The organism is Neisseria macacae ATCC 33926 (assembly GCF_022749495.1).
GTDB lineage: Bacteria > Pseudomonadota > Gammaproteobacteria > Burkholderiales > Neisseriaceae > Neisseria > Neisseria macacae.
The window spans coordinates 41,896-68,196 of the sequence record NZ_CP094241.1; the positions used below are offsets into that span (position 1 = coordinate 41,896).

Below are 26,301 nucleotides of genomic sequence, written 5' to 3' on the forward strand. Positions count from 1 at the left end.
GTTGGTTTTCAGACGACCTTTTTTGTTTGACGGGCAATTATGCGCCGAACACTTTCAAACGGTTTTCCACAGGCTCGAAGGCTTTTTCACCAGCAGGTGCTTCGATGCCGCCGATAACCATTTGCGCGCGCAGAAGCCAGCTTTCGGGCAGGTTCCATTCTTTGGCGATGGCGGCGTCGGGCAGCGGGTTGTAGTGTTGCAGGTTCGCGCCCACGCCGGCGGCGGCAAGCGTCGTCCAGACGGCGTATTGCGTCATCGCGTTCGCATGGTCCGCCCAAACGGGGAAGTTGGCGGCATAAGAAGGGAATTGCTCTTGCAGGCCTTTGACGACGTTTTGGTCTTCGAAGAACAAAATGGTCGCCGCGCCTGCTTTGAACAGGTTTAATTTTTGCGCGGTCGGCTCGAATTGTTCGGCAGGCACGATGGCGCGCAAAGCGTCTTCAACAAATTGCCACACTTTGCCGTGTTCTTCGCCGAAGAGGACGACGACGCGGGTGGATTGCGAGTTGAAGGAAGAAGGTGTGTGCAAAACGGCATGTTTGACGATTTCGCTGATTTCTTCGTTGCTGATGGGCAGGTTTTTGTTCAGCGCGTAAATGGAACGGCGGGTTTCGGCCGCTTGTTGTAAGGTTTGATAAGTCATTTTGTTTTTCCTTTGATTGATGTTGAATCGGTTGGCGGGTTTGGAAATCTATTCGTAAAACCCGCTTTGCTTGTTTTCAGACGACCTTTGGGTCTATCAGGATTTGTCTTTGCCGAACAGGTTGTCCAATGCCAATGAGCCGCCGCCGGCTGCTGCCAGATAGAGGAACACGAAGCAGAACAATACTGCCGATTCGCCGCCGTTGGCAAGCGGGAACAGCGCCGAACCTTGGGAGGCGTGTGCCATGAAATAGGCAGCCGCCATCTGACCGGACAGGATGAAGGCGGCGGGACGGGTGAACAGTCCGAGAATCAACAGGATGCCGCCGGCGATTTCCAAAATGCCTGCCACCAACATCAAGCCTTCGGGCGAGCCGCTGCCCATGGATGTCGGGAAGCCGAAGAATTTCGACGTACCGTGCAGGAGGAAGAGGTAGGCGGTTACGATACGCAAAACGGACAATAAAATGGGTTGGATACGGGCGCAGGTTGCAGACATGGGGTTCTCCTTATCAAAAATGCGGGGGTTAAATGAAAACTAATCTTATCTGTGCAGTATAGATAATTACTGCCGGTAGATATATACTTCTTTTATTGATACAACGTTTCCCTAAAAGAAAACATGGATACCCTGTTCAGCCTCAAAGTTTTCCGCCAAGTCGTCCAAAGCGGCAGCTTCACCCGCGCCGCCGAGCAGCTTGATATTTCCACCGCGATGGCGAGCAAACACGTCAGCCATCTGGAAAATTCAATTAAGGCCAAGCTGCTGCACCGCAACAGCCGCAACCTCCACCTGACCGAAGCGGGCGAAGAATACTACCGCCAATGCAGCTACGCGCTCGACACGCTCGACACCGCCGCGCAAAAGGCGGCAGGCGGGGCGGACACGCCGCAGGGCATGTTGCGCGTAACCATGCCGCTTTGGTTTGCGGGCAATTTAATCGGCACTTGGCTGGCGGAATACCGCGAACGCTATCCCGAAGTCACGCTCGATTTGGTGCTCGACAACCGCCACGTCGATTTGATTGCCGAAGGCTTCGACCTCGCCTTGCGCGTGGCAAAAACCCTGTCGCCCTCGCTTATCGTCAAGCCGCTGGCGCAAATCCAATTCGTTTTGCTTGCCTCGCCCGAATATCTGGCTAAACACGGCAAACCGCAAACGCCCGAAGAGGTCATGCGCCATCCCGCCATCCTGCCGACCTACACCGACCAGCGCAATTTGGAAATCACCCATCGGGAAACGGGCGAAAAAAGTATTCTGACGCTCAATCCGGTGATTCAAAGCGACAATACGCTGATGATCCGCGAATTGGTCAGGGCGGGCGCGGGCATCGCCTATCAGCCGCTGTGGTCTGCCAGACAGGATTTGAAGGAAGGCAGGTTGGTCAGCCTGCTGCCGGAATATCGGGTGCGGACCGAGCAATTAAACGCGGTTTATGTGGACAGGGCGTTTTTGAGCGCGAAGGTGCGCAGTTTTATCGATTTCCTGAACGAGAAGATTTCGGCGGAAGGGGAATGAGGATTGGGGATGAAGATTAGCAAAAGGTCGTCTGAAAACGGGAAAGCGGTTTCAGACGACCTTTTGTTTGTGCGGCGGTTTATTTGACCTGCTGCATGTATTTTTTCAGACGACCTTTGCTCTGCATGGCGCGGTTTTCCAGTTCGTCCACAACGGCTTGCGCTTTGGCTTTGTTCACCGGTTTGCCGACCTGAATCACGCCGCTCATGTTCATCATGCGGTGCGGCGGGCAGGTATAGACGTATACGCCTTCTTTGTCGAGTTTGAGGGTGAAGTCTTTGCCGTCTTCGGAGAGGAAGTCGGCAACGCCGTCGGGCAGGGCTTTGCTTTGCACCCAGTGGCCTTTGTTGGCGGCTTTGAAGGTTACGGTGTCGCCGACTTTGGCGTTGACGTAGCCGGGTTCGAACACCATGCTGCCGTCTTTGCCGTTGTCGAGCATTTTGATTTCGTGGTTGGCGGCGTATGCGCCGAGGGAAGCGGTCAGCATCAGGAGGAAGAGGGATTTTTTCATGGAGGGAGTCCTTTCTAAGGATATAGTGGATTAAATTTAAATCAGGACAAGGCGACGAAGCCGCAGACAGTACAAATAGTACGGCAAGGCGAGGCAACGCCGTACTGGTTTAAAGTTAATCCACTATAAAAAATATGGGACGGGCTGATGAGTCTAAGAGGTAAGCCTTGGGCTTACCGCCCTCTCCCTAACCCTCTCCCGCGGGAGAGGGGATAAGTTGCAGGGAGTCCACAGGCCGGATGCTCAAATCCGACATTTCAGGAGCGGATTGTTGATTGTCAACCGTCGTCATCCTCGCGCGGGCGGGAATCCATTGGAATGACGGCGGCGGTTAAGTTACGCACTCTGCCGCATCGGGCGGATAACGGGCAGGCCTTTGCTGTCGTACAAAAGTTCGATGTCCACTTTATACAGCCTGCCTATCATGTCCGCCTGCAACACGTCCTGCGGCGCGCCCTGCGCCTGTACTTTGCCTTCGCCGAGCAGAATCACGCCGTCTGAAAACTGCGCGGCGAGGCTCAAATCGTGCAACACCATCAGCGTAACCAGATTGTGTTCGTGCGTGTATTGCACCACGCGTTCTAAAAGATTGAGTTGATGGTGCATATCCAGCGCGCTGACCGGTTCGTCCAGCATCAGGATTTCGGGGCGGCGCAGCATGACTTGGGCAAACATGACGAGCTGCCGCTGTCCGCCGGAAAGCCGCATGACGTCGCGGTGCGCCAGATGGCCGATGCCTAGCTCCGCCATGATACTTGCGGCTTCGTGCAGCAGTTCGTCGCCGACGTGCATGTGCAGCGCGTCCATGCGGCCGAGCAACACGACTTCCAGTGCGGTCAGCGAGGCTTCGGCGGCGGTGTCCTGCGGCATATAGCCTATGCGTTTGCGCCAGCTTTGCAGGTGGATTTTGCTCAACGCTTCGTCGCCGTAGCGGATGGTGCCTTTGTGCGCCACTTCGCCGAAAATCGTTTTCATCAGCGAGGATTTGCCCGTACCGTTCGGGCCGAGCACGGAATAGACTTTGCCTTGTTCCAGCGTCAAATCGATACTGTCGGCGACCACATAATCGCCGCGTCGGATATGTACGTTTTCCAGTCGGAGCATTTTGGACGACCTTTAAGCAAAGAGGGCGGCAAACCAGTTTTTAATACGTTGCCATAGTGACGGTTCGGCGACGGTTTCGGCTGATGCCGCAACAGTGTCGGCAGCCGCTTGTTTGTTGCAGTCTTCCAAACCGTCGCAACCCAAACGGATAAAGAAAGTACCCTTCGGCTCGACCGGCAGGTATTTACGGTGGAATTCACGGTAGGTCTCTTCCGGATTCACATCGGCAAAGGCTTCGGGATACAACGCTTTGGCGATAAATTGGGCGGATGCCAAATCGGAAAGCGAACGCGAAGCAGTATGGTAAATGCCGAACACACGGCCGTTTCGGACAGCGGGAATTTCCGCCCAACCGGCACGCCGGATGAAACCCTGTAAGCGTTTTTGCGCTTCGGCGGCTTCGATGCCGATGCCCATCGCCATTGCCGCCGGCTGCTTCAGTCCGGCTTCGGTGCCGGAAATAATCACAACGTCGGGCTTGGCGGCAAGAAACTGCTCGGGATTAATCGCCCCCCAGTCTTTGATGAAGGCTGCGGCAATATTGTCGCCGCCCACTGTATCGGCAATCGCACCCCACATATTTTTGCCGAAAGTAAAGCTATGTTCGGCAGGACCCTTGTCTCCGAACTCGATATAGATTTTCGGCTTGGGCTTGCCCGCTTCGGCCACGCGTTTTTGAATGTCGGCTATGCCTTGGGCGTATTCGCCGGCAATCTGCCCTGCACGCTCCGGCGTACCGGCGATTTCGCCGAAAAGTTTGGCACTGGCGGTATGGCGTTCGACCGTTTGCGCATTGAAATCGACCACAACCACCGGAATGCCGGCTTTTTCGAAACGCGGCATTTCTTCTTTCAACACGTCATACTGCCAATCCGCCAACACCACCACATCGGGTTTCATTGCCAAGGTTTTCTCAAACGAAAATGTACCGGCGTTCACATTGCCGATGTCGCCGATGTTTTGCAGCGAAGGGATTTTGGCGCGGTAGAGCGACCAACTGCCGGAGTTGAATTTCTCCCAAAATTCGCGCGAAATACCGACCACATTGTCAAATTTATCGACACCGGATACGGCAATATAATCAGGATAATAAAAGCCCAGCACCACACGTTTGGCAGGCACATCGACCCGCACTTCGCGCCCGCGTACGTCGGTAAGCGTTTTCACTTCGGCACAAACACCCTGCACGGCAAGACTGAACAAGGCAGCGGTTAAAATACGGCAAATAGGTTTCATTGGTTCTCTCTGTAAAATAAAAAAACAGTTTCAGACGACCCCGTCGCAACAAAAGACCGTCCGAAAAAACTTACCGCTTGGACAATACAATCCAAAAGAAAAACGGTACGCCGACAAACGCGGTAACAATCCCCACCGGAAACAGCGCACCCGGGATAATCACCTTGGACAACACGCTGGCGACCGATAAAAACGCCGCCCCTGTCAGCATCGCGCCGGGCAGGAAAAAGCGTTGGTCCTCACCGAGCAGAATCCGCGCCACATGCGGCGCGACCAGTCCGATAAAGCCGATTACGCCGACGAAACTGATTGCCGTCGCCGTCATCACCGCCACCAGCACCAGCGTTTTCAGGCGCAAAAGTTGCAGATTGATGCCCAGCCCGACGGCGCGTTCTTCACCCAAACGCAGCGCGGTCAGCTTCCACACATCACGCGAAAGCAACAGCACGCACACCGCCGTAACCGCCGCCGTAACCGCAACCGTCTCCCAAGTCGCCTTGGTCAGGCTGCCGAACAGCCAAAACAAAATCTGCTGCGAAATCTCAGGCGCGGCGATAAACTGAATCAGCGACAAAATCGACTGAAACAGGAACAAAAGCGCAATCCCCACCAGCACCAACATCGCCGAGTTGAAGCGGCGCGCCGAGGCAAACAGAAACAAGATACCCGAAGCCAGCATGGTCATCACAAACGCGCCGATGGGGACGGCGACCGTTTCAGGCAGCCCGAAACCGCCGAACGCAATCACTACCGACGCGCCCAAACCCGCCGCCGCCGCCAAACCCAGCGTATAAGGGCTGGCCATCGGATTGTTCAACAGCGTCTGAATCTCCGCCCCACCGACGCCCAAAGCCGCACCGACTACCAGCGCCATCACCGCAATCGGCAGGCGCAAATCCATCACAATCAGGCGGTTCATTTCATCGACTTCGGGTTTGCCCAGCAAAACATTGACCACTTCGCCGACAGGCAGCGTGTCCGTCATCGCCGGACCGGTGGCGATGTCGAATAAGAAGCTGACCGATGCGATGATTAAAAACATCAAAACAATCAACCAACGCTTGCCTTCCAACTTGCGCTGGTTTTTCACAATCTCGGCGACAACCGAATCATTCATTTTTTAAGCCTTTGAAATTAGGGAACAAGATCGGATATTCATGTCCGACAATCTCTTTATATCTGTATCCGTTTTGAAGGGTGTTTTTTGAAAATCGGGATAACGGCGTTCCAAACGGCTTTGCCCTCTCCCTAGCCCTCTCCCACGGGGAGAGGGAACAAATTGCAGGGAATCACAACAATGGTCGGACTTCAGTCATCCGATTCCTCCTCTCCGTGAGAGAGGGAGCAAATTGTAGGGAATCAAAACAATGGTCGGACTTCAGTTATCTGTTCCCTCTCCCCGTGGGAGAGGGCTAGGGAGAGGGCCGCAACAGTCAAACCCACCTGACACTCCCCGTCCGGCACGACGTGAAGTGGTAGCGTGGGCTTCGCCCGCGAAAAACAGAGAACTCCATACCATTCGCCATCATTTCTGCAAATGCTAATCCCCATAAAAGAGGGAGCAAATTGTAGGGAATCACAACAATGGTCGGACTTTAGTTATCTGATCCCCTCTCCCCGTGGGAGAGGGTTAGGGAGAGGGCCACAACAATCAACCCCGCCTGAAGCTCCCCGCGCGGCACGACGGAAATTCGTAGCGTGGGCTTCGCCCACGAAAACAGGGATCCCCCATACCGTTCGCCATCATTTCCGCAAACTTTACCCGACAAAACCCACGCTATTTTCAGACGACCTTCCGCATAAAAAGGTCGTCTGAAACCCATAAGCCCGCCTTACTGCCCTTTCGGATACAGGTAGAACGTACCGTTCGGCACGACCGGCAGGTTTTGGCGGTAGAAGTCGGTATAAGTTTTCTCAGGATTGAAGTCTTTGAACAACTGCGGATAAATCGCTTTGGCCATAAATTGAATCGATGCGCCGTCGGAAAGCGTGCGCGAGTTGGCGTGGTAGGCGGCGTAGAGGCGGTTGTTTTTAATCGCAGGCAGGTTCGCCCAGCCGGCGCGTTTGGCAAAACCGGCCAAGCGTTTTTCCGCTTCGGCTTTCGGAATGCCCCAACCCATCACCATAGCGGTTGGGCTTTTCTTCAATTCGGTTTCGCGGCCGGTAATCACGATGACGTCGGGTTTGGCGGCGAGGACTTTTTCGGGATTGATCGGGCCGTAGAACTCGACCGAAGATGCGGAAATATTGTTGCCGCCGACCAGCGTCGCCATCGAACCCCACATGCTCTTGCCGAAGGTGACGCTGTGTTCCGCAGGACCTTTGTTGCCGAACTCGACATACACTTTAGGCTTGGGCAGATTGGCTTTTTTCACGCGCGCTTGGATGGTGTCGGCGATGCGTTTGTAGTCTGCCGCCAGCTTGTCCGCTTTTTGCTGCTGACCGGTCAGCGTGCCGATGAGTTTGGTCGATTGAACGTGTTTGGCGACCGTTTGCGCGTTGTAGTCCAACACCACAATCGGAATACCCGCCTTGTTGATGCGGTCGAGGTCGGAACCCAAGGCTTTATACTGCCAGTCCGCCAAAATCAGCAAATCGGGTTTCAATGCCAATACTTTTTCAACGGAGAACGTGCCGACTTCCACCTCGCCCACGTCGGCAAGCTGGTTCAGCTTGGGCACGGCTTTGCTGAACGCCGCCCAGCTCGGCGGCGCCCAGTCGGACCAAACCGCTTTGGAGAAACCGACCACATTATTCAGCGCGTCCTTGCCGCCGATGGCCATGTAGTCTTGATAATAAAAGCCCAAAACCACGCGTTTGGCGGGCAGGTCGACGGTTACTTTGCGGCCGTTGACATCGGTAATCTGAACCGGTTTGGCATGGACGGCGGCAGTGCCGAATGCCAATGCGGCGGCGAGGGCAAGGGAGGAGAAGCGCGACAGTTTCATTAGAGTAAAATCCTTTTAATAAATAATGTTATATCTGATTTAAATATGAATAAGAATCTTTCTTATTTTTAATGCGAGCCTAATGGATTTAAAATAAACGGAAAAGTTCCGTTATTCAGGGAAGTTTTTATTACAAGCGTGATGGTGTTTATTGTTCAGACGACGCCTGCCGTTTGCCCGATATAGTGGATTAACTAAATCAGGACAAGGCGACGAAGCCGCAGACAGTACAGATAGTACGGAACCGATTCACTTGGTGCTTCAGCACCTTAGAGAATCGTTCTCTTTGAGCTAAGGCGAGGCAACGCCGTACCGGTTTAAAGTTAATCCACTATAAAAGGTCGTCTGAAACATCAAACAAAGACATCACTCCTTGTCAATATTCTGTCATTTCATTTTTCGAAAGTCCGCCATGCTGACCATTACCACCTGCCTCACCTACCCCGAGCTGCCGTCCAACCTGCTGCCGCTGGCGGACGCGCTGACACGGGACGGCATACCCACCGCCTTCGCGCCTTGGCAAAACCGCCCGAAATCCGCCTTCATCCTGCCTTTGTGCGCATGGGATTATGCGGCGGAGCCTGAAGCGTTTGGGCAGTGGCTGACCGAAGCGGAAGCGTGCGGGCAAAGGTTTATCAACCCCGTCGGGCTGATGCGTTGGAACATGGACAAACGTTATTTGTGCGATTTGGCAGAATGGGGAGCAGACGTGATTCCGAGCGTGCAGACGTCGTCTGAAAACGAAAAATTGGAAGACATTTTAGAGAATCGGGGCTGGCGGGAAGCGGTCGTCAAACCCGTTATCGGGCAGAGCGGGCGCGGCGTGGCGAAAATCAGGGCGGGAGAAGTGTCGTTGAAGGCGGGGGATTATCCGCAAGGCGTCATCGTCCAGCCTTATATCCGCGAAATCGAAACGGCGGGCGAAACCTCGCTGGTGTTTTTTGACGGGCATTTCAGCCATGCCGTACTGCGTATGCCGCCCCAAGGCGAATGGCGCGCCAATTCCGCCTACGGCGTCGCCGTCAGCCCCGCCGCGCCACCGGAAAAAGCAATCGAAACCGCACGGCAGATATTGTCCATGCTGCCTGAAATACCGGCATACGCCCGCATAGATGGGACGCTGATCGGCGACAGGTTACTGCTCAACGAATTGGAACTCGTCGAACCCGCCCTTTACCTGCATACCGCTGAAAATGCGGTTGCCGATATGGTGCAGGCGGTGAAGCGCGTTATCGCGGGTTGATGATAAAGAATTAATGCAAAAAAGGTCGTCTGAAAACAAAGGTAGCGGGTTTTAAACCGTGCTATGCTTGTTTTCAGACGACCTTTTTAGAAAACCGACTGCGTTCGGCAGTCAACCTTTGATCGGTATTACAATTTGGGCTCTCCCATCCAGACTGCGGCGAGTGCGACGATGGATACCAAACTGATGATCATGATTAAATTTAAAAACAAAATTGACATATAGCCTCCGAAATGTTTGCTGTTGTGTTTATTATTGATACTGCCGATCGGTATCATGGCGTACCGTAAGGCAGTTGGCGGCTTTACGCGGATACCCTTTTATAGTGGATTAACTTTAAACCCGTATGGCGTTGCCTCGCCTTATCCTGATTTAAAGTTAATCCACTATATTGAACCGCTTTGCCGGGCGCTTAGAATAGCATTGTCAGAATAGTTACTTTGTGTATTTACCTAATTTATCAGTAAGAAAAAGGCAATAATTATCAACAATCAATAAAAAGCACTATCACTTTCGGATGTTTTTTATCAAACATGGCTCATTAACAGGAAAACTTTTCCAAATCTCTATTTTTATTTGATTTATGCACAATTTTCATATCCGTTTCCGCCGCACGGCGCTCATAGCCGGTGTGGTATTTTTGCCTTTGGCGGTGTTGATTGCCGTCCGTTTGCACACGCACGGCGGTTTTGAATTTGAAAAACCTTTGATGATGTGGGTCCACCATAACATCGGCGAAGGCTTTTTCCCTATTGCCACTGTTTTGCATTATTTGGGCAAAACCGCCATCGCCGTACCTTTAATCGGCATCGCGGCATGGTGGCTGTATCGGGTCGGCAACCGTCGTGGCGCGTTGTTTTGCGTGAGCGCCGCCTTGATACCGACGCTGAATATGCTGTTGATTAAAGATTGGTTCGAGCGGCCGCGGCCGCTGTTTTGGCCGCGCATGATTGAAGAGACTAATTTTTCGTTTCCCAGCGGACACAGTACCTTTTCCGCCGCCATCGCCGTCATGATGATTATGTTGTGCAGCGAGACGCCCTATCGGCGTGTCGCGTGGCTGATCGGCATTGCCTTTGCCCTGAGTACCGGCTTTTCGCGTGTTTATTTGGGCGTGCATTACCCGACCGACGTTTGGGCGGGCTGGACAAACGGCACGCTGACTGCGTTGTTGGTTTATTATTTCGTGTTCAGGGGCCGCTATCTTTCAGACGACCCTGCCGTCTCCCAAATATCTTCAGATTATGAATAATATATCGCCCAATACGCCGTTTTGGCTGCGCAACGGTCATGCCGACACCATCTTTGCCAAATTCCTGCAACGCCCTTCCCCCGCTTACCGGCGCGAGTTGCTGCCCGACAGCACCGGCAAAGCACAAGTTGCCTACGATTTTGTCGACAGCCCCAATCCCGACGCGCCGCTGGTGGTTTTGTTTCACGGCTTGGAAGGCAGCAGCCACAGCCATTACGCGGTCGAGTTGATGCGCGCGGTACAAGACAAAGGCTGGAACGGCGTGATCGCCCATTTCCGCAGTTGCGGCGGCATCCCCAATACCGCGCCCGTGTTCTACCACTTGGGCGATACGCCCGAAATCGCCTTTATGCTCGACACGCTTGCCGCACGTTATCCCGTCATTTATGCGGCAGGCGTTTCGCTCGGCGGCAATGCTTTGGCAAAATATTTGGGCGAACAAGGCAGCAATGCGCTGCCCCGCGCCGCCGCCGCCATTTCCGCGCCGGTCGATGCGACGCTGGCGGGTACGCGTTTCGACAAAGGCATGTCGCGCCTGTTATATACCCGTTATTTTTTGAACTCGTTACTGCCCAAAGCCCGCGACGTTGCCGATTTGCAGAATGCCCATCCCGACCGCGATGTCGCCGCCCTGTTGAAAAAATGCAAAACGCTGGGTGACTTCGACGATACGTTTACCGCGCCGCTGCACGGCTTCGCCGACCGTTTCGACTATTACCGCCGCGCCTCGTGCAAACCTTGGCTCAAAACGGTAGCCGTTCCTTTGCTGCTGCTCAACGCCGTCAACGACCCCTTCCTGCCGCCCGAAGCCCTGCCGAATGCGGACGAAGTGTCTCCGTCCGTCACGCTTTTGCAGCCCGAACACGGCGGACACGTCGGCTTCGTCAGCCGCGACGGGGGTCGTCTGAACCTGCAATGGCTGCCGCAAACCGTATTGTCTTATTTCGCACAATTTGAATAGTGTTCCCGAACCTGTCGGCGTTGCGTTGAGGCAAACGGTTGAGACAAACAAAAGGTCGTCTGAAAACCTATATTTCAGGTTTTCAGACGACCTTTTTACTGCTCAAACGGCTGACCACTCAATCAGTCGTGACCGATATCGACGGTTTTCTCTTTGTAGCGCGTATCGGGGACAAGGACGATTTTTTCGTCCACTTTGCCGATGGCTTTCACGTCTTTGCCCGGATAGTCCAACTGATGCAGGAAATAGCGGATACAGTTGAGGCGGGCGCGTTTTTTGTCGTCGGAACGGATGATGACCCAAGGCGCGTCGCCGGTGTGGGTGTGGAAGAACATGGCGTTTTTGGCTTCGGTGTAGTCGTCCCAGCGGTCGAGCGACTGGATGTCCACGGGGGAGAGTTTCCAGTGTTTCAGGGGATCGTCGCGGCGGGAGATGAAGCGGCGCAGTTGTTCTTCGCGGGATACGGAGAACCAGAATTTGAAGAGGTGGATGCCGCTGGCGACGAGCATGCGTTCCAATTCAGGGGTTTGGCGCATGAAGAGCAGGTATTCGTTGGGTTCGCAGAAGCCCATCACGCGCTCTACGCCGGCGCGGTTGTACCATGAGCGGTCGAAGAAGACCATTTCGCCCGCGGTCGGCAGGTTTTGGATGTAGCGTTGGAAATACCATTGGCCGCGTTCGGTAGTAGTCGGTTTTTCCAGTGCGACAACGCGCGCGCCGCGCGGATTCAAATGTTCCATAAAGCGTTTGATGGTACCGCCCTTGCCTGCGGCATCGCGGCCTTCAAACAGGCTGACGATGCGTTGGCCGGAATCTTTGACCCAGCTTTGCACTTTCAGCAATTCGATTTGCAGCTTTTGTTTTTCTTTCTCGTATGCGGCGCGGCGCATACGTTGTTTGTAGGGGTAATTGGCGGGAAGCGGTGCGCTGCCGGAATCTTCGTCCGTACCGCGTCCTTCGTGTTCCAAAACGGCTTTTTCGAAAACTTGCAACTGGTCTTGCTTTTCGCCCAATTCAACGTTTTCGAACGGTTCTAACTGATGATCTGCCATAGGGTCTCCTTATTGATTAAGTTTGAAATGATATGGTGTGGTATGGTTTGATTCTACTCCTTTGCCCCTCAGCGGACTACATAAAATTACACTGACCCATTTTTTTCGGCGCGGTCTGCTAATTTGTGTAAAAACGGCGTATAATCAGACTATTTGCACCACAGCCATGCCCTATTTCGCTCTGTTTGACGATGCCGTGAGCGGCCGCGCAAAACTCTATCAAAATCATGTGGAAAGCCGCCTTTTCCATCATAACGAACTGGATTCGCTAGACGATACGCTGCAAAAGGGCTGGCAAAAGGGGTTGCATTCGGTGTTGTTTGCAGACTACGAATTCGGTTTGCCGCTGATGGGGATGGATTCCGAACGCGGCGGCAATCTTGCCCTGCACTGGTTTGCCGACTGCGCCGACATTGATGCCGCAAGCTGGCTTGCCCAAAATTCAGACGACCTCCCCGCCGGTATTTCCACACCGCAATCCTCCGTATCCGAAGCCGATTACCTCGACCGCATCCGCCAAATCCACGAAGCCATCCGGCGCGGCGACACCTATCAAATCAACTACACCACCCGCCTGCACCTGCAAGCCTACGGCAACCCCGTCAGCCTCTACCGCCGCCTGCGCCAGCCCGTCCCCTATGCCGTCTTGTCCCACCTGCCCGATGCGGCAGGGAAATCCGCGTGGACGCTGTGTTTCTCGCCCGAACTCTTCCTCAAAATCGGTGCGGACGGCACCATCAGCACCGAGCCGATGAAAGGCACCGCGCCGATTTTGGGCGACGGTCAAGACGAACGCCGCGCCGCCGAGTTGCAAGCCGACCCGAAAAACCGCGCCGAAAACGTGATGATTGTCGATTTGCTGCGCAACGACCTCGGCAAAATCGCCCAAACCGGCAAAGTATGCGTGCCCGAGCCGTTTAAAGTATCGCGTTTCGGCAGCGTCTGGCAGATGACCAGCACCATCCAAGCCCAAGCTCTGCCGCACATTACCGCCGCCGACATCCTCCGCGCCGCCTTCCCCTGCGGCAGCATCACCGGCGCACCCAAACGCATGAGCATGCAGATTATCGAATCGCTCGAAGCCGAACCGCGCGGCCTGTACACTGGCAGCATCGGCTACCTGAAACCATGTGAAGGTGGACTGGGATTTGAAGGCATATTCAACGTCGTCATCCGCACCTTATCGCTCAAACCCGTTTCAGACCCGATTTCAGACGACCTTCCATTTTCAGACGACCTAGATAGTGGATTAAATTTAAATCAGGACAAGGCGACGAAGCCGCAGACACAGCAAGGCGAGGCAACGCCGTACCGGTTTAAAGTTCATCCACTATATCAAGGCATATACGGCGTCGGTTCCGGCATCGTCATCGACAGCGACCCCGCCGCCGAATATCGCGAATGCGGCTGGAAAGCCCGTTTCCTCAACGAATTGCGCCCCGCCTTCGGCATCTTCGAAACCATGCGCGTGGAAAGCAGGCAATGCCGCCTGCTCGACCTACATTTAGGTCGTCTGAAAACCTCCGCCCAAGCCCTCAACCTGCCCCTGCCCGACGATGGCGAAACCCGAATCCGGCAATACATCGCCGACTTGCCCGACGGCCTCTTCCGCTTGAAAGCCGAACTCGTTTCAGACGGCCTCATCCTCAGCCATGCCGCCACCGCCGAGCTGTCCGCCCCGCAGCGCGTCATCCCCGCCCCGCAAACCCTCCCGCGCCGCGACTACCTGCGCCGCTTCAAAACCACCCGCCGCGCCCTGTACGACCAAGCATGGCAAACCGCCGAAACACAAGGCGCGTTTGACAGTCTGTTTTTCAATTCAGACGGCCTCCTGCTCGAAGGCGGCAGAAGCAACGTATTCATCAAATACCAAGGGCAATGGCTCACCCCGTCTCTGGATTTGGACATCCTCAACGGCGTCATGCGCCAAGCCGTGTTGCAGCAGCCGCAAACCTACTTGGGCGCAAACGCAGTCATCGAAACGCACATCACCCGCGACATGCTGGAACACACCGAAGAAATCCGCCTCTCCAACGCCTTGAGGGGCGTGTTTGAGGCGGATTTGGTCGTTAAAGAATAAAATTATTTCCTGAAAACGGATAAAGCCGACAGGCGGAGTATTTGTGAAACGGGTTATATATCTGAAACTTGAGTGTTCACAAACATGCGCACGGCCTTACCCTCATAACGCTGGTTCAACCACGCCTGTAAGCGTTCGCGGTCTTTGGCAGGCAAAGACTCCTTAAATTCGAGCGAAACCACGACAATATCGTCATGTTCGCCTGTTTCCGATTTAGTATTTTTGCCGCTTTCAGGCTGCTCGGAAACAGGCTCTGTTTGCGCTTTCTCCCAAACCAAGCCGCGTCCGACAACGATTTTTTCCGCTTCCGGATATTGGGCTTTTAATTCCTTGAGTACCGCTGCATCGTCAGCACCGGCGGTATCGGCAGTTTTGCCCGCAAGCACGGTATCGATATAGGCCTGCTGCTCTTTCAGTTCATTTTGCTGCTGAACCGGATTGTTTCGGCTTGCCAGCAATTCTTCGATTTTGGCACCATCCCCTCCCGCATAAACCACGTTCACCTCCGGCTCTTTTACCCCCGACGCATTAAGGCTTTTTTCCAACAGGGCGATGATTTTCTCGGCATTACCCGTTCCGTTGACAATCAGACCGACTTTATTTTCCTTGTAGTTCAATATCTTACGAAGAACAAAAAAACTTTCCTGCTGCTGCGCGGCGGTGATCGCGGCATTGGCTTTTGTGTTGAACAGTTCCTGGCGCACCAGTCCTGATGCCATATAGCCGCTCGGAATCATCACAGCCAACACGACAACAGTAATCATGATACTTTGCAACCGGCGTTTGGATTCCGTTACCAACCCCCTGCGCGGCAGCTTGAGCAGTTTGGAAAACAACAAGGTCGAAAAAGCTATGAACACGCAGTTGATGGCAAAAAGATATGAAGCGCCGAAAAAATATTGCCAGTTGCCATGTGCCAGTCCGTAGCCCGCAGTACACAGGGGCGGCATCAATGCGGTCGCAATCGCCACACCCGGTATGGCATTGCCTCCTTCTTTTCGGGTCAGCGCCACAATGCCCGCACTACCGCCGAAGAAGGCAATCAACACATCCCAAAGGGTCGGCTGAGTACGCGCCAAAAGCTCGCTTTGCGCCTCTTTAAGCGGGGTTAATAGAAAATACAGTGTAGCAGTAACCAAACTGATGGCGACGAATACCATAATATTGCGCACCGCTTGGCGGATCAGCGCAGTATCGCCCACCGCCAAACCGTAACCCATACCGACGATCGGCCCCATCAACGGGGAAATCAACATCGCTCCGATCACTACCGCCGTGCTGTTTACATTTAGACCGATACTCGCCACAGCAATGGCAAACATCAATACCCACATATTCGTTCCGGACACCCGAGTATTGGCACGGATAGTGGCATCGATCTTATCGGGATGAGCTTGGTCATGCGCAAGATTGAACACATCTTGCAACTTGGTCATGGCACCCTTGTCTTCTTGTTCCTGCTTTTCTTGTATTTCCTGATTTTTACTTTCTTCCTGATCTTGCATGTGCGTATCCTAAAATTTTAATATTTTATTTTAAATATCTAATTCATAGAGAATTTTTGAGTAATGAAATAATGCCTTGCCATTACGGCTAAATCTGACAGGCACAATTCTCGCAATATATTAGCATACGTACGCAAATTTCCCCCGCCGGACGGGGAAGGGACAAGTTGCCTTGCGGCAACGAGTAGCGTGGGCTTTGCCCACGAAAGCCACCGTCTGACAACCGCAATCATCCAACAACCAAATCAAACAACAGCCGAATTGGCGTTCATTTTGTGGGTAGAACCCACGCTACGCATTGCTGCCGTATCCGTTTTCAGACGACCTTTTATCTGCTCACTCCTCCTATTTCCACCACCCGCTACTCAGCGAAAAAAATACCGGGTCGTAATATTTCGGCAGTTGTTGCGGGATACCGAGGTTGTTGCGGTAAACGACGCGGTAGCGGTCGGCGTACCAGGCGGGGACGATGATGTATTGGTGGCGGATGGTGCGGTCTAGTGCCCGGGAGGTGGTTTTCAGCTCTTCTCGGTTGGTAAAGCTGCCGAAATGTTTGAGCAGCTTTTCGACTTCGGGGCGGCACACGCCGGCGAGGTTTCGGCTGCCGGGGATTTTGGCGGCTTCGCAGCCGAAATAATCGTATTGTTCGTTGCCGGGGCTTTCGCTGTTGGCATAGACGGTAATGGTCATGTCGAAGTCGAAATCGTTGAGCCGCCTTTGGTATAAGGCGGGGTCGGTAACGCGGATGTTCATGGTTACGCCGATTTTGGCGAGGTCGCGCTGCCATTTGGCGGTAATGCGTTCGTAGGTTTTGGAGGCGGTCAGGAACTCAAAGGTCAGGGGTTTGCCTTGGCTGTCGGTCAGTTTGCCGTTTTTATAGCGGTAGCCTGCTTTTTCCAAGAGTGCGCGGGCTTTGAGCAGGTTGGGGCGTATGCCTGTTTTCGGGTCGGTTTGAGGCGGCTCGGGGACGGGTTGGTTCAGGACGGCGGGATCGAGGGTGTTGCCGAGGGACTGGAGCAGTTTCAGTTCCGCGCCTTGCGGTTTGCCTGTCGCCGCCATCTCGCTGTTGGTGAAGAAGCTGTTGCTGCGGCGGTATGCGCCGTAGAAAATACGCGCGTTGATGCTTTCAAAATCGAAGCTCTCGACCATCGCCTGCCGCACGAGAATGTTGTCGAACGGGGCGCGGCGCAGGTTCATGACGAAGCCCTGCATGCCGGCGTCGCTTTTCTGTATCCATTCGTGCTTGCCCATGCCGCGTTTGGCGAGCATTTCGTCGGAATAGCCCCGCGCCCATTTTCGGGCGATGTTTTCGTAAACGAAGTCGTATTGTCCGGCTTTGAGGCCTTCGAGGCGGACGCTGTCGTCTTTGAAATATTTGAAGCGGACGGTGTCGAAGTTATATCTGCCTTTGCGGGTCGGCAGGTTTTGCGCCCAGTAGTTTTTGTCGCGCGCGTATTCGCTCATGCGCCCGATGTCTGCTTTGACGAAGCGGTAGGGGCCGGAGCCGATGGGCATTTTGTTTGCGCCTTTTTCCAGCCCTTCGGGATAGCTTTTATGAGAAAATACAGGCAGTTGCCCTAATGCCATGTGTAATTCGGCATTGCGCTGTTTGAAGCGGAAAACGACTGTCCTGTCGTCGGGCGTTTCGACTTTGGCAACATCGCTCCAGTATATGCGGTAGAAGGGATTGGCGGCTTTGTCTTGGGTGAGCAGGCGGAAGGAGGCGGCTACGTCTTTGGCAAGCACGGGGTCGCCGTTGTGGAATTTGGCTTTCGGGTTGAGCCTGAATGTTGCCGACAGTCCGTCTTCGGCAAGTGAAAAGTCTTCCGCCAATAGTCCGTACATGGAGAAAGGTTCGTCCCAACTGTTGTCCGTAAGCATGTCCACGGTCAGATTGAGGACGCCGGCTTCTTTGTCGCCTTTGAGGGTAAACGGGTTGAACGTATCGAAGCCGCCCTGTATCGGCAGGGAAAACACGCCGCCTTTGGGCGCGTCGGGATTGACGTATTCGTAGGCGCGAAAGTCGGCGGGATATTTCGGTGCCTGCCCTAAACCCAAACCGTATGCGGCAAAAGCGGTGGCAGTGGAGAAGGAAAGCAGCAGCAGGACGAGCGTTTTCATGAGTTTCCAAACCGAACGGGACGATGAAGTCCGATTATAGCAAAAGGTCGTCTGAAAACCGTTTTCAGACGACCTTTTGTGTGTTTCAAAATCCTCAAGAAGACTGCTGCCGGTTTTTCGCCTGCGCGTCAAACTCTGCCAGCGTCATGTTCAAAGTCTGCAAACACGGAGTCATCACCGCATCGACGGCTTGGTTCACATGGTCCCTTCCCAAAGGCGACGGGCGGTAAACAAAGAGCTTGAAGAGTTCGCTCAACTCAATCGAATCCGCTCCCGTTTTCAACACCCAGCCCTGACGGCCGTTGTAGATATAGCCGTGTCGCGCCAGCTTTTCCAGAAGCTCGCCCAATTCATCGTAGCCCATATTGATATGTCGTCTGAACTCCTGAACAGGCAAAGCTTTGCCCTCTTTTTGCGCCGCATCCAAAAGCAACAGGATTTTCAACACATCATCAAACCGCCCGCGCGAATCGAATCCCCTGCGGAACGCATCGCCCTGCCAATAAGACAGCGACGAAGTCAGCACCGCACCGCCCAACACCAGCGTCCACAGCAAATTCAGCCACACCAAGAAAAACGGCACAGCAGCAAACGCCCCGTAAATCGAGCGATAGCCGTCGAAATTGCCCATATACCAAGCAAACAGGAAACGCGCCGTTTCCAAGCAAAACGCCGTGACCAAAGCCCCGATAAACGCATGACGCCCAGGCACGAAGCGGTTGGGCACAAAACGGTACAGCCCCCACAGCAAAAGCGTGGCAAAAAACAGCGTACCTAAGGTTTGAAGTAACCCCACCACCCATTGCGGCGCAAATGAAGCCAACGCAGAATCCTGCACCGACCCGACCATAAAAGAAATCCCCACGCCCAAAGACAGCGGCCCAAACGTCAGCAACGCCCAATACACCAAAAACTGCATCATCCAAGGCCGCTGCGAATTGACCCGCCAAATCCGGTTAAACGCATTATCAATCGTCCGAATCAGCATCAGCGACGTCACCACCAGCATCACACTGCCGATCGCCGTCAACTTCCCCGCCTGATTGCGAAACGCATTGATATAATCAAACACCATGTCCGCACCCTGCGGCACAATAGTCTGATTGACGAACGCCACAAAAGAATCCGACCAACGGTCGAACACAGGGAAAATCGAAGCGACCGCCACCATCACCGTCAACACCGGCACCAAAGCCAGAAGCGTCGTAAACGTCATACTCGACGCCGCCTGCGGCACACGCTCCTCATCAAAACGCCGGACCACAAACCACGCAAACGCAAACGCCTTACTACCCAACAAACCTTGCCACCACTTTAAAAACGGCATAATCTTTCCCGAAAAAATAACCAATTAAAAATAAAAAAACAGAAAACGCCGCAGCGCACTCTACGTCGTCTGAAAACACAGCTTTAGTGAAGTTAATCCACTATAACACCCATTTCCCATCAACCCCATTGTAACGGAATACCCAAATGAACCCAAATCCCCTCAAAATCCTCGTCCTCTACTACTCCCAAAACGGCAGCACCCTCAACCTCGCCCGCCAAATCGCACGCGGCATCGAAAGCGTCGCAGGCTGCGAAGCCGTATTGCGCACCGTCCCCAAAGTCTCCACCGTCTGCGAAGCCGTCGAAAAAGACATCCCCGACAGCGGCGCACCCTACGCCACCGCCGAAGACCTCAAAACCTGCGCCGCCCTCGCCCTAGGTAGCCCCACCCGCTTCGGCAACATGGCGGCCGCCATGAAATACTTCATCGACGGCACCATCCCCCTGTGGCTCGGCGCAGAACTCGCCGGCAAACCCGCCACCGTCTTCACCAGCACCTCCTCCCAGCACGGCGGACAAGAAACCACCCTCCTCACCATGATGCTCCCCCTCCTGCACCACGGCATGATCATCAGCGGCATCCCCTACACCGAAGCCGCCCTCAGTAGCACCCAAAGCGGCGGCACCCCCTACGGCGCATCCCACGTCGCCGGACACGACAGCAAACCCGTCCTGACCGCCGAAGAAAACGACATCGCCTTCGCACAAGGCAAACGGCTGGCAGAACTCGCCGTCAAGTTGGCTTAAGGCGGGCAGTTTAGAAATCCAATCTGCCAAAAACTAAAAGGTCGTCTGAAAACCTGATTTCCAAGTTTTCAGACGACCTTTTATCAACATCTATCCGTCAAGCCGAAAAAGCCTTATATGCCATCGAAGCAATAATCAGCAAAACCGTTACGACCAAAACCTTACGGATGATTTCCCCGTCTGAATTAATAGCATGGAGGCTGCCGAAATGGTTGCCCAACAAATTTGCCAAAATCATCGGGATTCCGATTAGGAACGCCATTTTCCCCGCTATCAAGAAAGCGACGAATGCCCCGATATTGGAAGCAAAATTAAAAATCTTAGAAGTAGCCGAAGCCTGCAACAACGACAATTTGTTGATGACAAACAAAGCGATAATGAAAATGCTGCCCGTGCCCGGTCCGAAAAAACCGTCATAAAAACCAACAATCAGACAAGTTAAAAAGACAGCGACGGCAGATTTTTTTATCTCGCCGCGTTCATCGTCTTTTTTCAGCAAAACGCCTTTGAACAAAGTTGCCAGCAAGCCTATGGGTAAAAACGCAAGAATGATGTAATTGATGGTTTCCACAGGCAGAATCAGAATGACTTTCGCACCGACGAACGCCCCGATTAAAGCCGCAACAATGCCGACCGGCACAATGCGCCATACAATCGAACTGCTTTTCATAAAGTTTTTAATCGCAGCCACCGTACCGATGGTACTCACCAATTTTTCCTGTGCCAACGCGACCTGCGGCGGCAAGCCGACCATCAAAAACGCGGGAATCAAAATCAGCCCGGCTCCGCCCGCAATAGCATCGACATAGCCCGCAATCAAAGACGCGGCAACCAGCAGGAAAAGACCGAGATAAAAATAATCGGCAATGATACTGCCGGGAATAAATAATTGCTCCATAGATTGTTTCCTCTTGATTAAATTTAATTTTTTGTATGCAGCAGCACGCAGGACCGTTTAAAGCTTCAAATAAAGTATCAGTACATTAATTACCACCATAAAAATTGTCAACACTATTTATTTTTGTAAAAATAAACCAAAAATCAGTTAACTGCTTCAATTAGTTTCTTCTGCTAAAAGGTCGTCTGAAAACCTTAATCGATTCCAAAATAAAAACCCGCTTCAAAAAGCGGGTTTCTTGTATCCGGTCAGGGCAGACCGTCTGTCCGTATTGTCCGAAACTTCGTTACTGTTTTTCTATTTTCCGGCGGGCAATTTCCGCTTTTTTACGGCTGGCTGTCAGTTGTTCGCGCATTTCGTTCAAGATTTGCTTGGAAGATTTCGGTTTTTCCCAGTTGTCCGGTTCTGTATTTTGTCGTTGCGCCAATTGCTTTTGATGCTCTTGATAAAGCGCATTCGATTCTTCGGAGACTTTGCGGGCAATGTTCGGCAGCTCTTTTTCAACCAAAGCCTCGGCGCGTTGTTGGGCAAGATGGCGTTCTTTGCGGCTTTGGGCGCAATATTGTTTGCTGTCTTGCTCGGGGGAATAGCCGTAATGAGGCAGCGGTTTCCCCGCTTTTTTCATCGCCATGCTGTAATTGACGCATTGCAAGGCTTGCGGATCGGCAGCCATGTACAAAGAGTATAAATGCCCAGCATAGTCTTTGATGTCCTCATTGTCCCCGCCGCATACATTCGCCGTAGCCTCAATCAGCGCCGTATCTTGCAGCATTTGCCGGCAATGTTCGACCTGCTCCGTATTCAAACTGACGGCGGGCTCTTGCGCGGCGGCTGAAAAAGATAAAATCAAAGCAAGTAAGCCTAAAGCAGATTGTTTCATGGTTTTTCCTTTTAAACCGGAATGATATTTTCAAATAAAGCATGAATGCATGAATGTCGGAATGTCGGAACGCAGTACATTCATGCCCGAAGTTTTCAGACGACCCCTTCCGTCCTTATCTGCCATCCTTCTGACGGATAAAGGCATCGGCTTTGGCGCGGCGTTCGGTTTCTTCGGCAACGGTTTTACGCAGCAATTCGTCAACGGGAATACCTCGGCGCGGCGCTTCTTCTTCCGCATACTGTTTTATCTTGCTGTCCATATACGCCTCTACCTGACGGCGCAAACGGTCGCGTTCTTCTCGGCTTTCCGCGCAAAGGCGCTTCAACTCCTTATCGTCGAGATGGTGAAAGCTTTGTTTTTTGAATTCCTCCTCCAGTTTCGGATATTGTCGGCACTGATCGACTTTCGGATGGTTAAACAACAAAACCATAGACAAAAGGTTGAAATATTCGGCGGTCTCTTTATTGTCCCGATAACAAAGCGAACCGTTCGCCAAAGTATTGGTGTCTTTAAACAATTGCCCGCACTCGGCGGCAAGCTTTTTATCTGCCGCAGAAGCGGATGGCGCACCGGTTTGATTTTGCGCGGCGGCAGAAGCGGACAAACCGGCGAGCAGCAAAGAAAATACAAAGGCTTTTTTCATATGGGTACTTTCAAAAAACAGATGGGAAAATCATGAATAGTTTATATACAGGGGTCGTCTGAAAACTTTCAGACGACCTTTTGTCTGTCAATATCTAGGCAACGAGCAGCCTTCGGGCGTGGTAATTTCGCATTGCGGAAGCCCTGAAGCCCGACATTTTCTTAATGCCGACGGTTCTGCCAGACCGGGAGATGCTTCTGTCCCAAAAAAGGACTTCCACTTGCTGCCGGATTTTCCCTGGGCAACAGCGATACAACCGTTTCTCACCCAAGCCTCTACTTTACACGGTGCATTACGCCCGCCCTGTTCACAGGTTTTAATCGCTTCTTTTTCTGCGGCAGCACGGGAATTCATATTGAGTGCCCCGCCTGAAATACCCGTTTTAGGATTAATTGCCCATGCGCCGTATTTGGACGGGACATTGATGTTGACGATTTCCGTAGGCTGCTGCCGAGACTGGCGGGGAGATGCGCAGTTGGGATTGTAGCCGTATGCACACAATGCCGAATTATTCTGCAATGCGCCTTTAGTTGCATCATAGGTTGGGTCGGCGGCATAAGTATTAAAACTCGCCAGCCCCAAAAAGATAAAAAGCAGTTTTTTCATCAGTCTTATTCCTTTGTTTGGTCGTAATCTCTTTTTGCTTTCTTAAAGCAAGAACCTGATATAGAGGTCGTCTGAAAACTTTCAGACGACCTTTTGCCTGTCAATATCTAGGCAACGAGCAGGCTTCAGAAACAACAATTTTGCATTGCGGAACACCCGCAGCCTGACATTTCCTCAAAGCTTCCGCTTCAGCACGACCCGGTTTTGTCGTACCAGAGAAAACCCTCGATTGTTTACCCTCATTCCCTTGAGCAACAGCGATACAACCGTTTCTCACCCAAGCAGATACAATACATGGTGCATTGCGACCGCCTTTTTCACAGGTTTTAATCGCTTCTTTTTCCGCAGCTTCACGCGAATCCATGTTGAGGGCGCCGCCTGCAATACCCGTTTTAAGGTTAACCGCCCATGCGCCGTATTTGGACGGGACATTGATGTTGACGACTTTAGAACCGTTTTGCACGGAACCGCCGTTAGAAGATTGGGGCGGAGCCATATTATATTGAACCATTTCCCCGTTATTCCCCTGAAAGCGGCAAATACCGCTGACAGGGTCAAATTGTCCGGGGCAGCCGTTGGCATAGACATTAAAACTCGCCAGTCCCAAAAAGATAAAAAGCAGTTTTTTCATCAGTTTTTCCTTGGTTTCAAGATACAAAAAAAGCTGTCCGAACATCTTGCATGATGGTTTCAGACAGCTTTTGTCAGCGTTTTAGCCTACTTTGTCGCCCGGCTGCGCGCCGGCATCGACATCGAGGAGCTTCAGTTTCCCGTCTGCCGTGGCGGCACTCAAAATCATGCCTTCGGATACGCCGAATTTTGCCATTTTGCGCGGGGCGAAGTTGGCGACGGCGATGACCATGCGGCCGTTCAATTCGGCGGGGTTGGGATAAGACGCGGCGATGCCGGAGAAGATGATGCGTTTTTCAAAACCGAAATCGAGGTCGAATTTCAGGAGTTTGGTGCTGCCTTCGACGGCTTCGCAGTTCAATACTTTGGCGACGCGCATGTCGATTTTCATGAAGTCGTCGAAGCTTGCCTGTTCGGCGACTTTTTCGTATTTGCTCTCTTCGGTGGCAGGCGCGGGGGTCGTCTGAATGCTTTGTTTGTTGGCTTCGATTAAATCGTCCACTTGTTTTTGCTCCACTCGTTGCATTAAATGTTCGTATTTGTTGATGGCGTGTTCGCCTAGGGTTTCGCGCGTGTTCGCCCAGGTAATTGCGTCCAGATTGAGGAAACGCGCGGCGTTGGCGGCGGTTTGCGGCAACACGGGGGCGAGGTAGGCGGTCAGCATGGTGAAGGCGTTGATGAGTTCGCTGCATACTTCGTGCAGGCGTTCGTCTTGACCTTCCTGTTTGGCGAGCTCCCACGGCTTGTTGGCATCGACGTATTCGTTCACGACATCCGCCAATGCCATGATGTCGCGCAGGGCGCGGGCGTATTCGCGGTTTTCGTATTGCTCGGCAATTGCTGAGCTTTCGGCGGCGAGTTTTGCCAGCAATGCGCTGCCTGAAACGTCTTTCAGACGACCTTCAAAGCGTTTGGCGATGAAACCTGACGCGCGGGCGGCGATGTTGACGTATTTGCCGACGAGATCGCTGTTTACGCGGCTGATAAAGTCTTGCAGGTTCAAATCGATGTCTTCGATTTTGCTGTTGAGTTTGGCGGCGATGTAGTAGCGCATCCACTCGGGGTTCAGGCCTTGTTCCAGATAGGATTTGGCGGTGATGAATGTGCCGCGCGATTTGGACATTTTTTGTCCGTCGACGGTCAAAAAGCCGTGTGCGTACACGCCGGTCGGGGCGCGGTGGCCGGAGAAATGCAGCATGGCGGGCCAGAACAGGGCGTGGAAATAGAGGATGTCTTTGCCGATGAAGTGGTACATCTCGGTTTGGCTGTCGGCTTTGAAGTATTCGTCAAAATCGACGCCGATACGGTCGCACAGGTTTTTAAACGACGCCATGTAGCCGACGGGCGCGTCCAGCCAGACGTAGAAATATTTGCCCGGCGCGTCGGGGATTTCGAAACCGAAATACGGCGCGTCGCGGGAGATGTCCCAGTCGGACAGGGTGGTTTCTTCGCCTTCGCCCAGCCATTCTTTCATTTTGTTGAGGGCTTCGGGTTGCAGATGGGGCTTGCCGTCGTGCGGGTTGTTGCCGGAAGTCCATGCTTTGAGGAAGTCGGCGCATTCGCCCAGTTTGAAGAAGAAGTGTTCGGATTCGCGCAATTCGGGTTTGGCACCGGAAACGGCGGAATACGGGTTGATCAGTTCGGTCGGGGAATAGGTCGTACCGCAGACTTCGCAGTTGTCGCCGTATTGGTCTTGGGCGTGGCATTTGGGGCATTCGCCTTTGACGAAGCGGTCGGGCAGGAACATTTGTTTTTCGGGGTCGAAAAGCTGCTCGATGACGCGGCTCTCGATTTTGCCGTTGGCTTTCAGCGCGCGGTAAATGTCTTGGGAAAACTGTTTGTTTTCAGGGGAGTGGGTGCTGTAATAATTGTCGTAGCCGATGAAAAAGCCGGTGAAGTCGGCGAGGTGTTCTTCGCGCACTTTGGCAATCATGTCTTCGGGCGCGATGCCTTGTTTTTGCGCGGCCAGCATCACGGGCGTGCCGTGGGTGTCGTCGGCGCAGCAGTAGTGGCATTCGTGGCCGCGCAGTTTTTGAAAGCGCACCCAAACGTCGGTTTGGATGTGTTCGACCATGTGGCCGAGGTGAATGCTGCCGTTGGCATAGGGCAGCGCGGAGGTAACGAGGATTTTGCGTGTCATGGTTTTATGCTTGGGAAAACAATGGATAAAGATGGGGAATTATACCGTAAATCGTGCGGGCGAGACGGGGGAAAGGTCGTCTGAAAAGGGGATTCCGTGAAGCGGGAACAGGATGGGCAAAACGGGTTATAGTGGCTTAACTTTAAACCGGTACTGCGTTGCCTCGCCTTGTCCTGATTTAGTTAATCCACTATATCTATGGCAAAAGGTCGTCTGAAACACAAAAATCGGTTTTCAGACGACCTTTTCGA

23 protein-coding genes are annotated in these 26,301 nt (G+C 53.1%); 6 read left to right on the plus strand and 17 right to left on the minus strand.

From position 1 onward, the window contains the following. Positions 1-37: 37 nt before the first annotated feature. Positions 38-643: a nitroreductase family protein gene (locus tag MON40_RS00235; RefSeq protein WP_003779562.1), complete on the minus strand. Its 606-nt coding sequence runs from the start codon at positions 641-643 to the stop codon at positions 38-40. Between the two features lie 96 nt (positions 644-739). Then, the gene (locus MON40_RS00240) at positions 740-1,141 is read right to left on the minus strand and encodes a DoxX family protein (protein WP_003779563.1); all 402 of its coding nucleotides are present in this window, start codon (positions 1,139-1,141) and stop codon (positions 740-742) included. 123 nt (positions 1,142-1,264) lie between these two features. Here MON40_RS00240 and MON40_RS00245 point away from each other — a divergent pair, with 123 nt between their 5' ends. Then, a complete protein-coding gene (locus tag MON40_RS00245; protein WP_003743316.1) occupies positions 1,265-2,161 on the plus strand; it encodes a LysR family transcriptional regulator in 897 nt (298 codons plus the stop codon). Positions 2,162-2,240: 79 nt separating this feature from the next. Here MON40_RS00245 and MON40_RS00250 read toward each other — a convergent pair whose 3' ends face one another. From MON40_RS00250 to MON40_RS00270, 5 genes are all read right to left on the minus strand, one after another. Then, positions 2,241-2,672: a plastocyanin/azurin family copper-binding protein gene (locus MON40_RS00250; protein WP_039863188.1), complete on the minus strand. Its 432-nt coding sequence runs from the start codon at positions 2,670-2,672 to the stop codon at positions 2,241-2,243. A 336-nt stretch (positions 2,673-3,008) separates the two neighbouring features. After that, positions 3,009-3,776, minus strand: a complete 768-nt coding sequence (locus tag MON40_RS00255; RefSeq protein WP_003779566.1) for an ABC transporter ATP-binding protein — start codon at positions 3,774-3,776, stop codon at positions 3,009-3,011. Between the two features lie 12 nt (positions 3,777-3,788). Then, positions 3,789-5,012, minus strand: a complete 1,224-nt coding sequence (locus MON40_RS00260; protein WP_003755726.1) for an ABC transporter substrate-binding protein — start codon at positions 5,010-5,012, stop codon at positions 3,789-3,791. A gap of 70 nt (positions 5,013-5,082) precedes the next feature. Further along, a complete protein-coding gene (locus tag MON40_RS00265; protein ID WP_003779571.1) occupies positions 5,083-6,129 on the minus strand; it encodes a FecCD family ABC transporter permease in 1,047 nt (348 codons plus the stop codon). 715 nt (positions 6,130-6,844) lie between these two features. Next, a complete protein-coding gene (locus MON40_RS00270; RefSeq protein ID WP_003779573.1) occupies positions 6,845-7,960 on the minus strand; it encodes an ABC transporter substrate-binding protein in 1,116 nt (371 codons plus the stop codon). A 412-nt stretch (positions 7,961-8,372) separates the two neighbouring features. Between MON40_RS00270 and MON40_RS00275 the strand changes: the two genes are divergently transcribed. The 3 genes from MON40_RS00275 to MON40_RS00285 all read left to right on the plus strand — a co-directional run bounded on the left by MON40_RS00275 (position 8,373) and on the right by MON40_RS00285 (position 11,416). Then, positions 8,373-9,203: an ATP-grasp domain-containing protein gene (locus MON40_RS00275; protein WP_003779574.1), complete on the plus strand. Its 831-nt coding sequence runs from the start codon at positions 8,373-8,375 to the stop codon at positions 9,201-9,203. 583 nt (positions 9,204-9,786) lie between these two features. After that, positions 9,787-10,455 (plus strand): phosphatase PAP2 family protein, encoded by a 669-nt coding sequence (locus MON40_RS00280; RefSeq protein ID WP_003779580.1) that lies wholly within the window; start codon positions 9,787-9,789, stop codon positions 10,453-10,455. Further along, complete coding sequence (locus tag MON40_RS00285; RefSeq protein WP_003779582.1) at positions 10,448-11,416, plus strand: YheT family hydrolase; 969 nt, start codon at positions 10,448-10,450, stop codon at positions 11,414-11,416. Before MON40_RS00280 ends, MON40_RS00285 begins: the two co-directional genes overlap by 8 nt. Before the next feature lie 122 nt (positions 11,417-11,538). Here MON40_RS00285 and ppk2 read toward each other — a convergent pair whose 3' ends face one another. Continuing rightward, positions 11,539-12,468, minus strand: coding sequence for a polyphosphate kinase 2 (ppk2, locus tag MON40_RS00290; protein ID WP_003766403.1), 930 nt, complete (start codon positions 12,466-12,468; stop codon positions 11,539-11,541). Between the two features lie 166 nt (positions 12,469-12,634). Here ppk2 and MON40_RS00295 point away from each other — a divergent pair, with 166 nt between their 5' ends. Beyond that, the gene (locus MON40_RS00295; protein ID WP_039863195.1) at positions 12,635-14,548 is read left to right on the plus strand and encodes a bifunctional chorismate-binding protein/class IV aminotransferase; all 1,914 of its coding nucleotides are present in this window, start codon (positions 12,635-12,637) and stop codon (positions 14,546-14,548) included. A 53-nt stretch (positions 14,549-14,601) separates the two neighbouring features. Here MON40_RS00295 and MON40_RS00300 read toward each other — a convergent pair whose 3' ends face one another. The 3 genes from MON40_RS00300 to MON40_RS00310 form a co-directional block, all read right to left on the minus strand. Next, positions 14,602-16,053 (minus strand): TIGR00341 family protein, encoded by a 1,452-nt coding sequence (locus tag MON40_RS00300; protein WP_003779587.1) that lies wholly within the window; start codon positions 16,051-16,053, stop codon positions 14,602-14,604. Positions 16,054-16,398: 345 nt separating this feature from the next. After that, positions 16,399-18,174: an extracellular solute-binding protein gene (locus MON40_RS00305; protein ID WP_039863197.1), complete on the minus strand. Its 1,776-nt coding sequence runs from the start codon at positions 18,172-18,174 to the stop codon at positions 16,399-16,401. A 94-nt stretch (positions 18,175-18,268) separates the two neighbouring features. After that, the gene (locus MON40_RS00310; RefSeq protein WP_003779590.1) at positions 18,269-19,501 is read right to left on the minus strand and encodes a YihY family inner membrane protein; all 1,233 of its coding nucleotides are present in this window, start codon (positions 19,499-19,501) and stop codon (positions 18,269-18,271) included. A gap of 146 nt (positions 19,502-19,647) precedes the next feature. Between MON40_RS00310 and wrbA the strand changes: the two genes are divergently transcribed. Then, entirely contained in the window at positions 19,648-20,250 is a 603-nt protein-coding gene (wrbA, locus tag MON40_RS00315; RefSeq protein WP_003779592.1) for an NAD(P)H:quinone oxidoreductase, read from the plus strand. A 97-nt stretch (positions 20,251-20,347) separates the two neighbouring features. Here the strand turns inward: wrbA and MON40_RS00320 are convergent, their stop codons facing one another. The 6 genes from MON40_RS00320 to metG all read right to left on the minus strand — a co-directional run bounded on the left by MON40_RS00320 (position 20,348) and on the right by metG (position 26,050). Then, positions 20,348-21,148, minus strand: coding sequence for a sulfite exporter TauE/SafE family protein (locus MON40_RS00320; RefSeq protein WP_003755764.1), 801 nt, complete (start codon positions 21,146-21,148; stop codon positions 20,348-20,350). 286 nt (positions 21,149-21,434) lie between these two features. Further along, the gene (locus MON40_RS00325; protein WP_003779594.1) at positions 21,435-22,028 is read right to left on the minus strand and encodes a hypothetical protein; all 594 of its coding nucleotides are present in this window, start codon (positions 22,026-22,028) and stop codon (positions 21,435-21,437) included. Positions 22,029-22,143: 115 nt separating this feature from the next. Continuing rightward, on the minus strand, positions 22,144-22,674 hold the full coding sequence (locus MON40_RS00330) for a hypothetical protein (RefSeq protein WP_039863200.1): 531 nt from the start codon (positions 22,672-22,674) through the stop codon (positions 22,144-22,146). An 87-nt stretch (positions 22,675-22,761) separates the two neighbouring features. Continuing rightward, the gene (locus MON40_RS00335; protein ID WP_003779596.1) at positions 22,762-23,280 is read right to left on the minus strand and encodes a DUF4189 domain-containing protein; all 519 of its coding nucleotides are present in this window, start codon (positions 23,278-23,280) and stop codon (positions 22,762-22,764) included. A 100-nt stretch (positions 23,281-23,380) separates the two neighbouring features. Then, a complete protein-coding gene (locus MON40_RS00340; protein WP_039863213.1) occupies positions 23,381-23,911 on the minus strand; it encodes a DUF4189 domain-containing protein in 531 nt (176 codons plus the stop codon). Positions 23,912-23,992: 81 nt separating this feature from the next. Beyond that, positions 23,993-26,050 carry a methionine--tRNA ligase gene (metG, locus tag MON40_RS00345; protein ID WP_003779598.1) on the minus strand — a complete coding sequence of 686 codons (2,058 nt, stop codon included), beginning with the start codon at positions 26,048-26,050 and terminating at the stop codon, positions 23,993-23,995. Between the last annotated feature and the right edge of the window lie 251 nt (positions 26,051-26,301).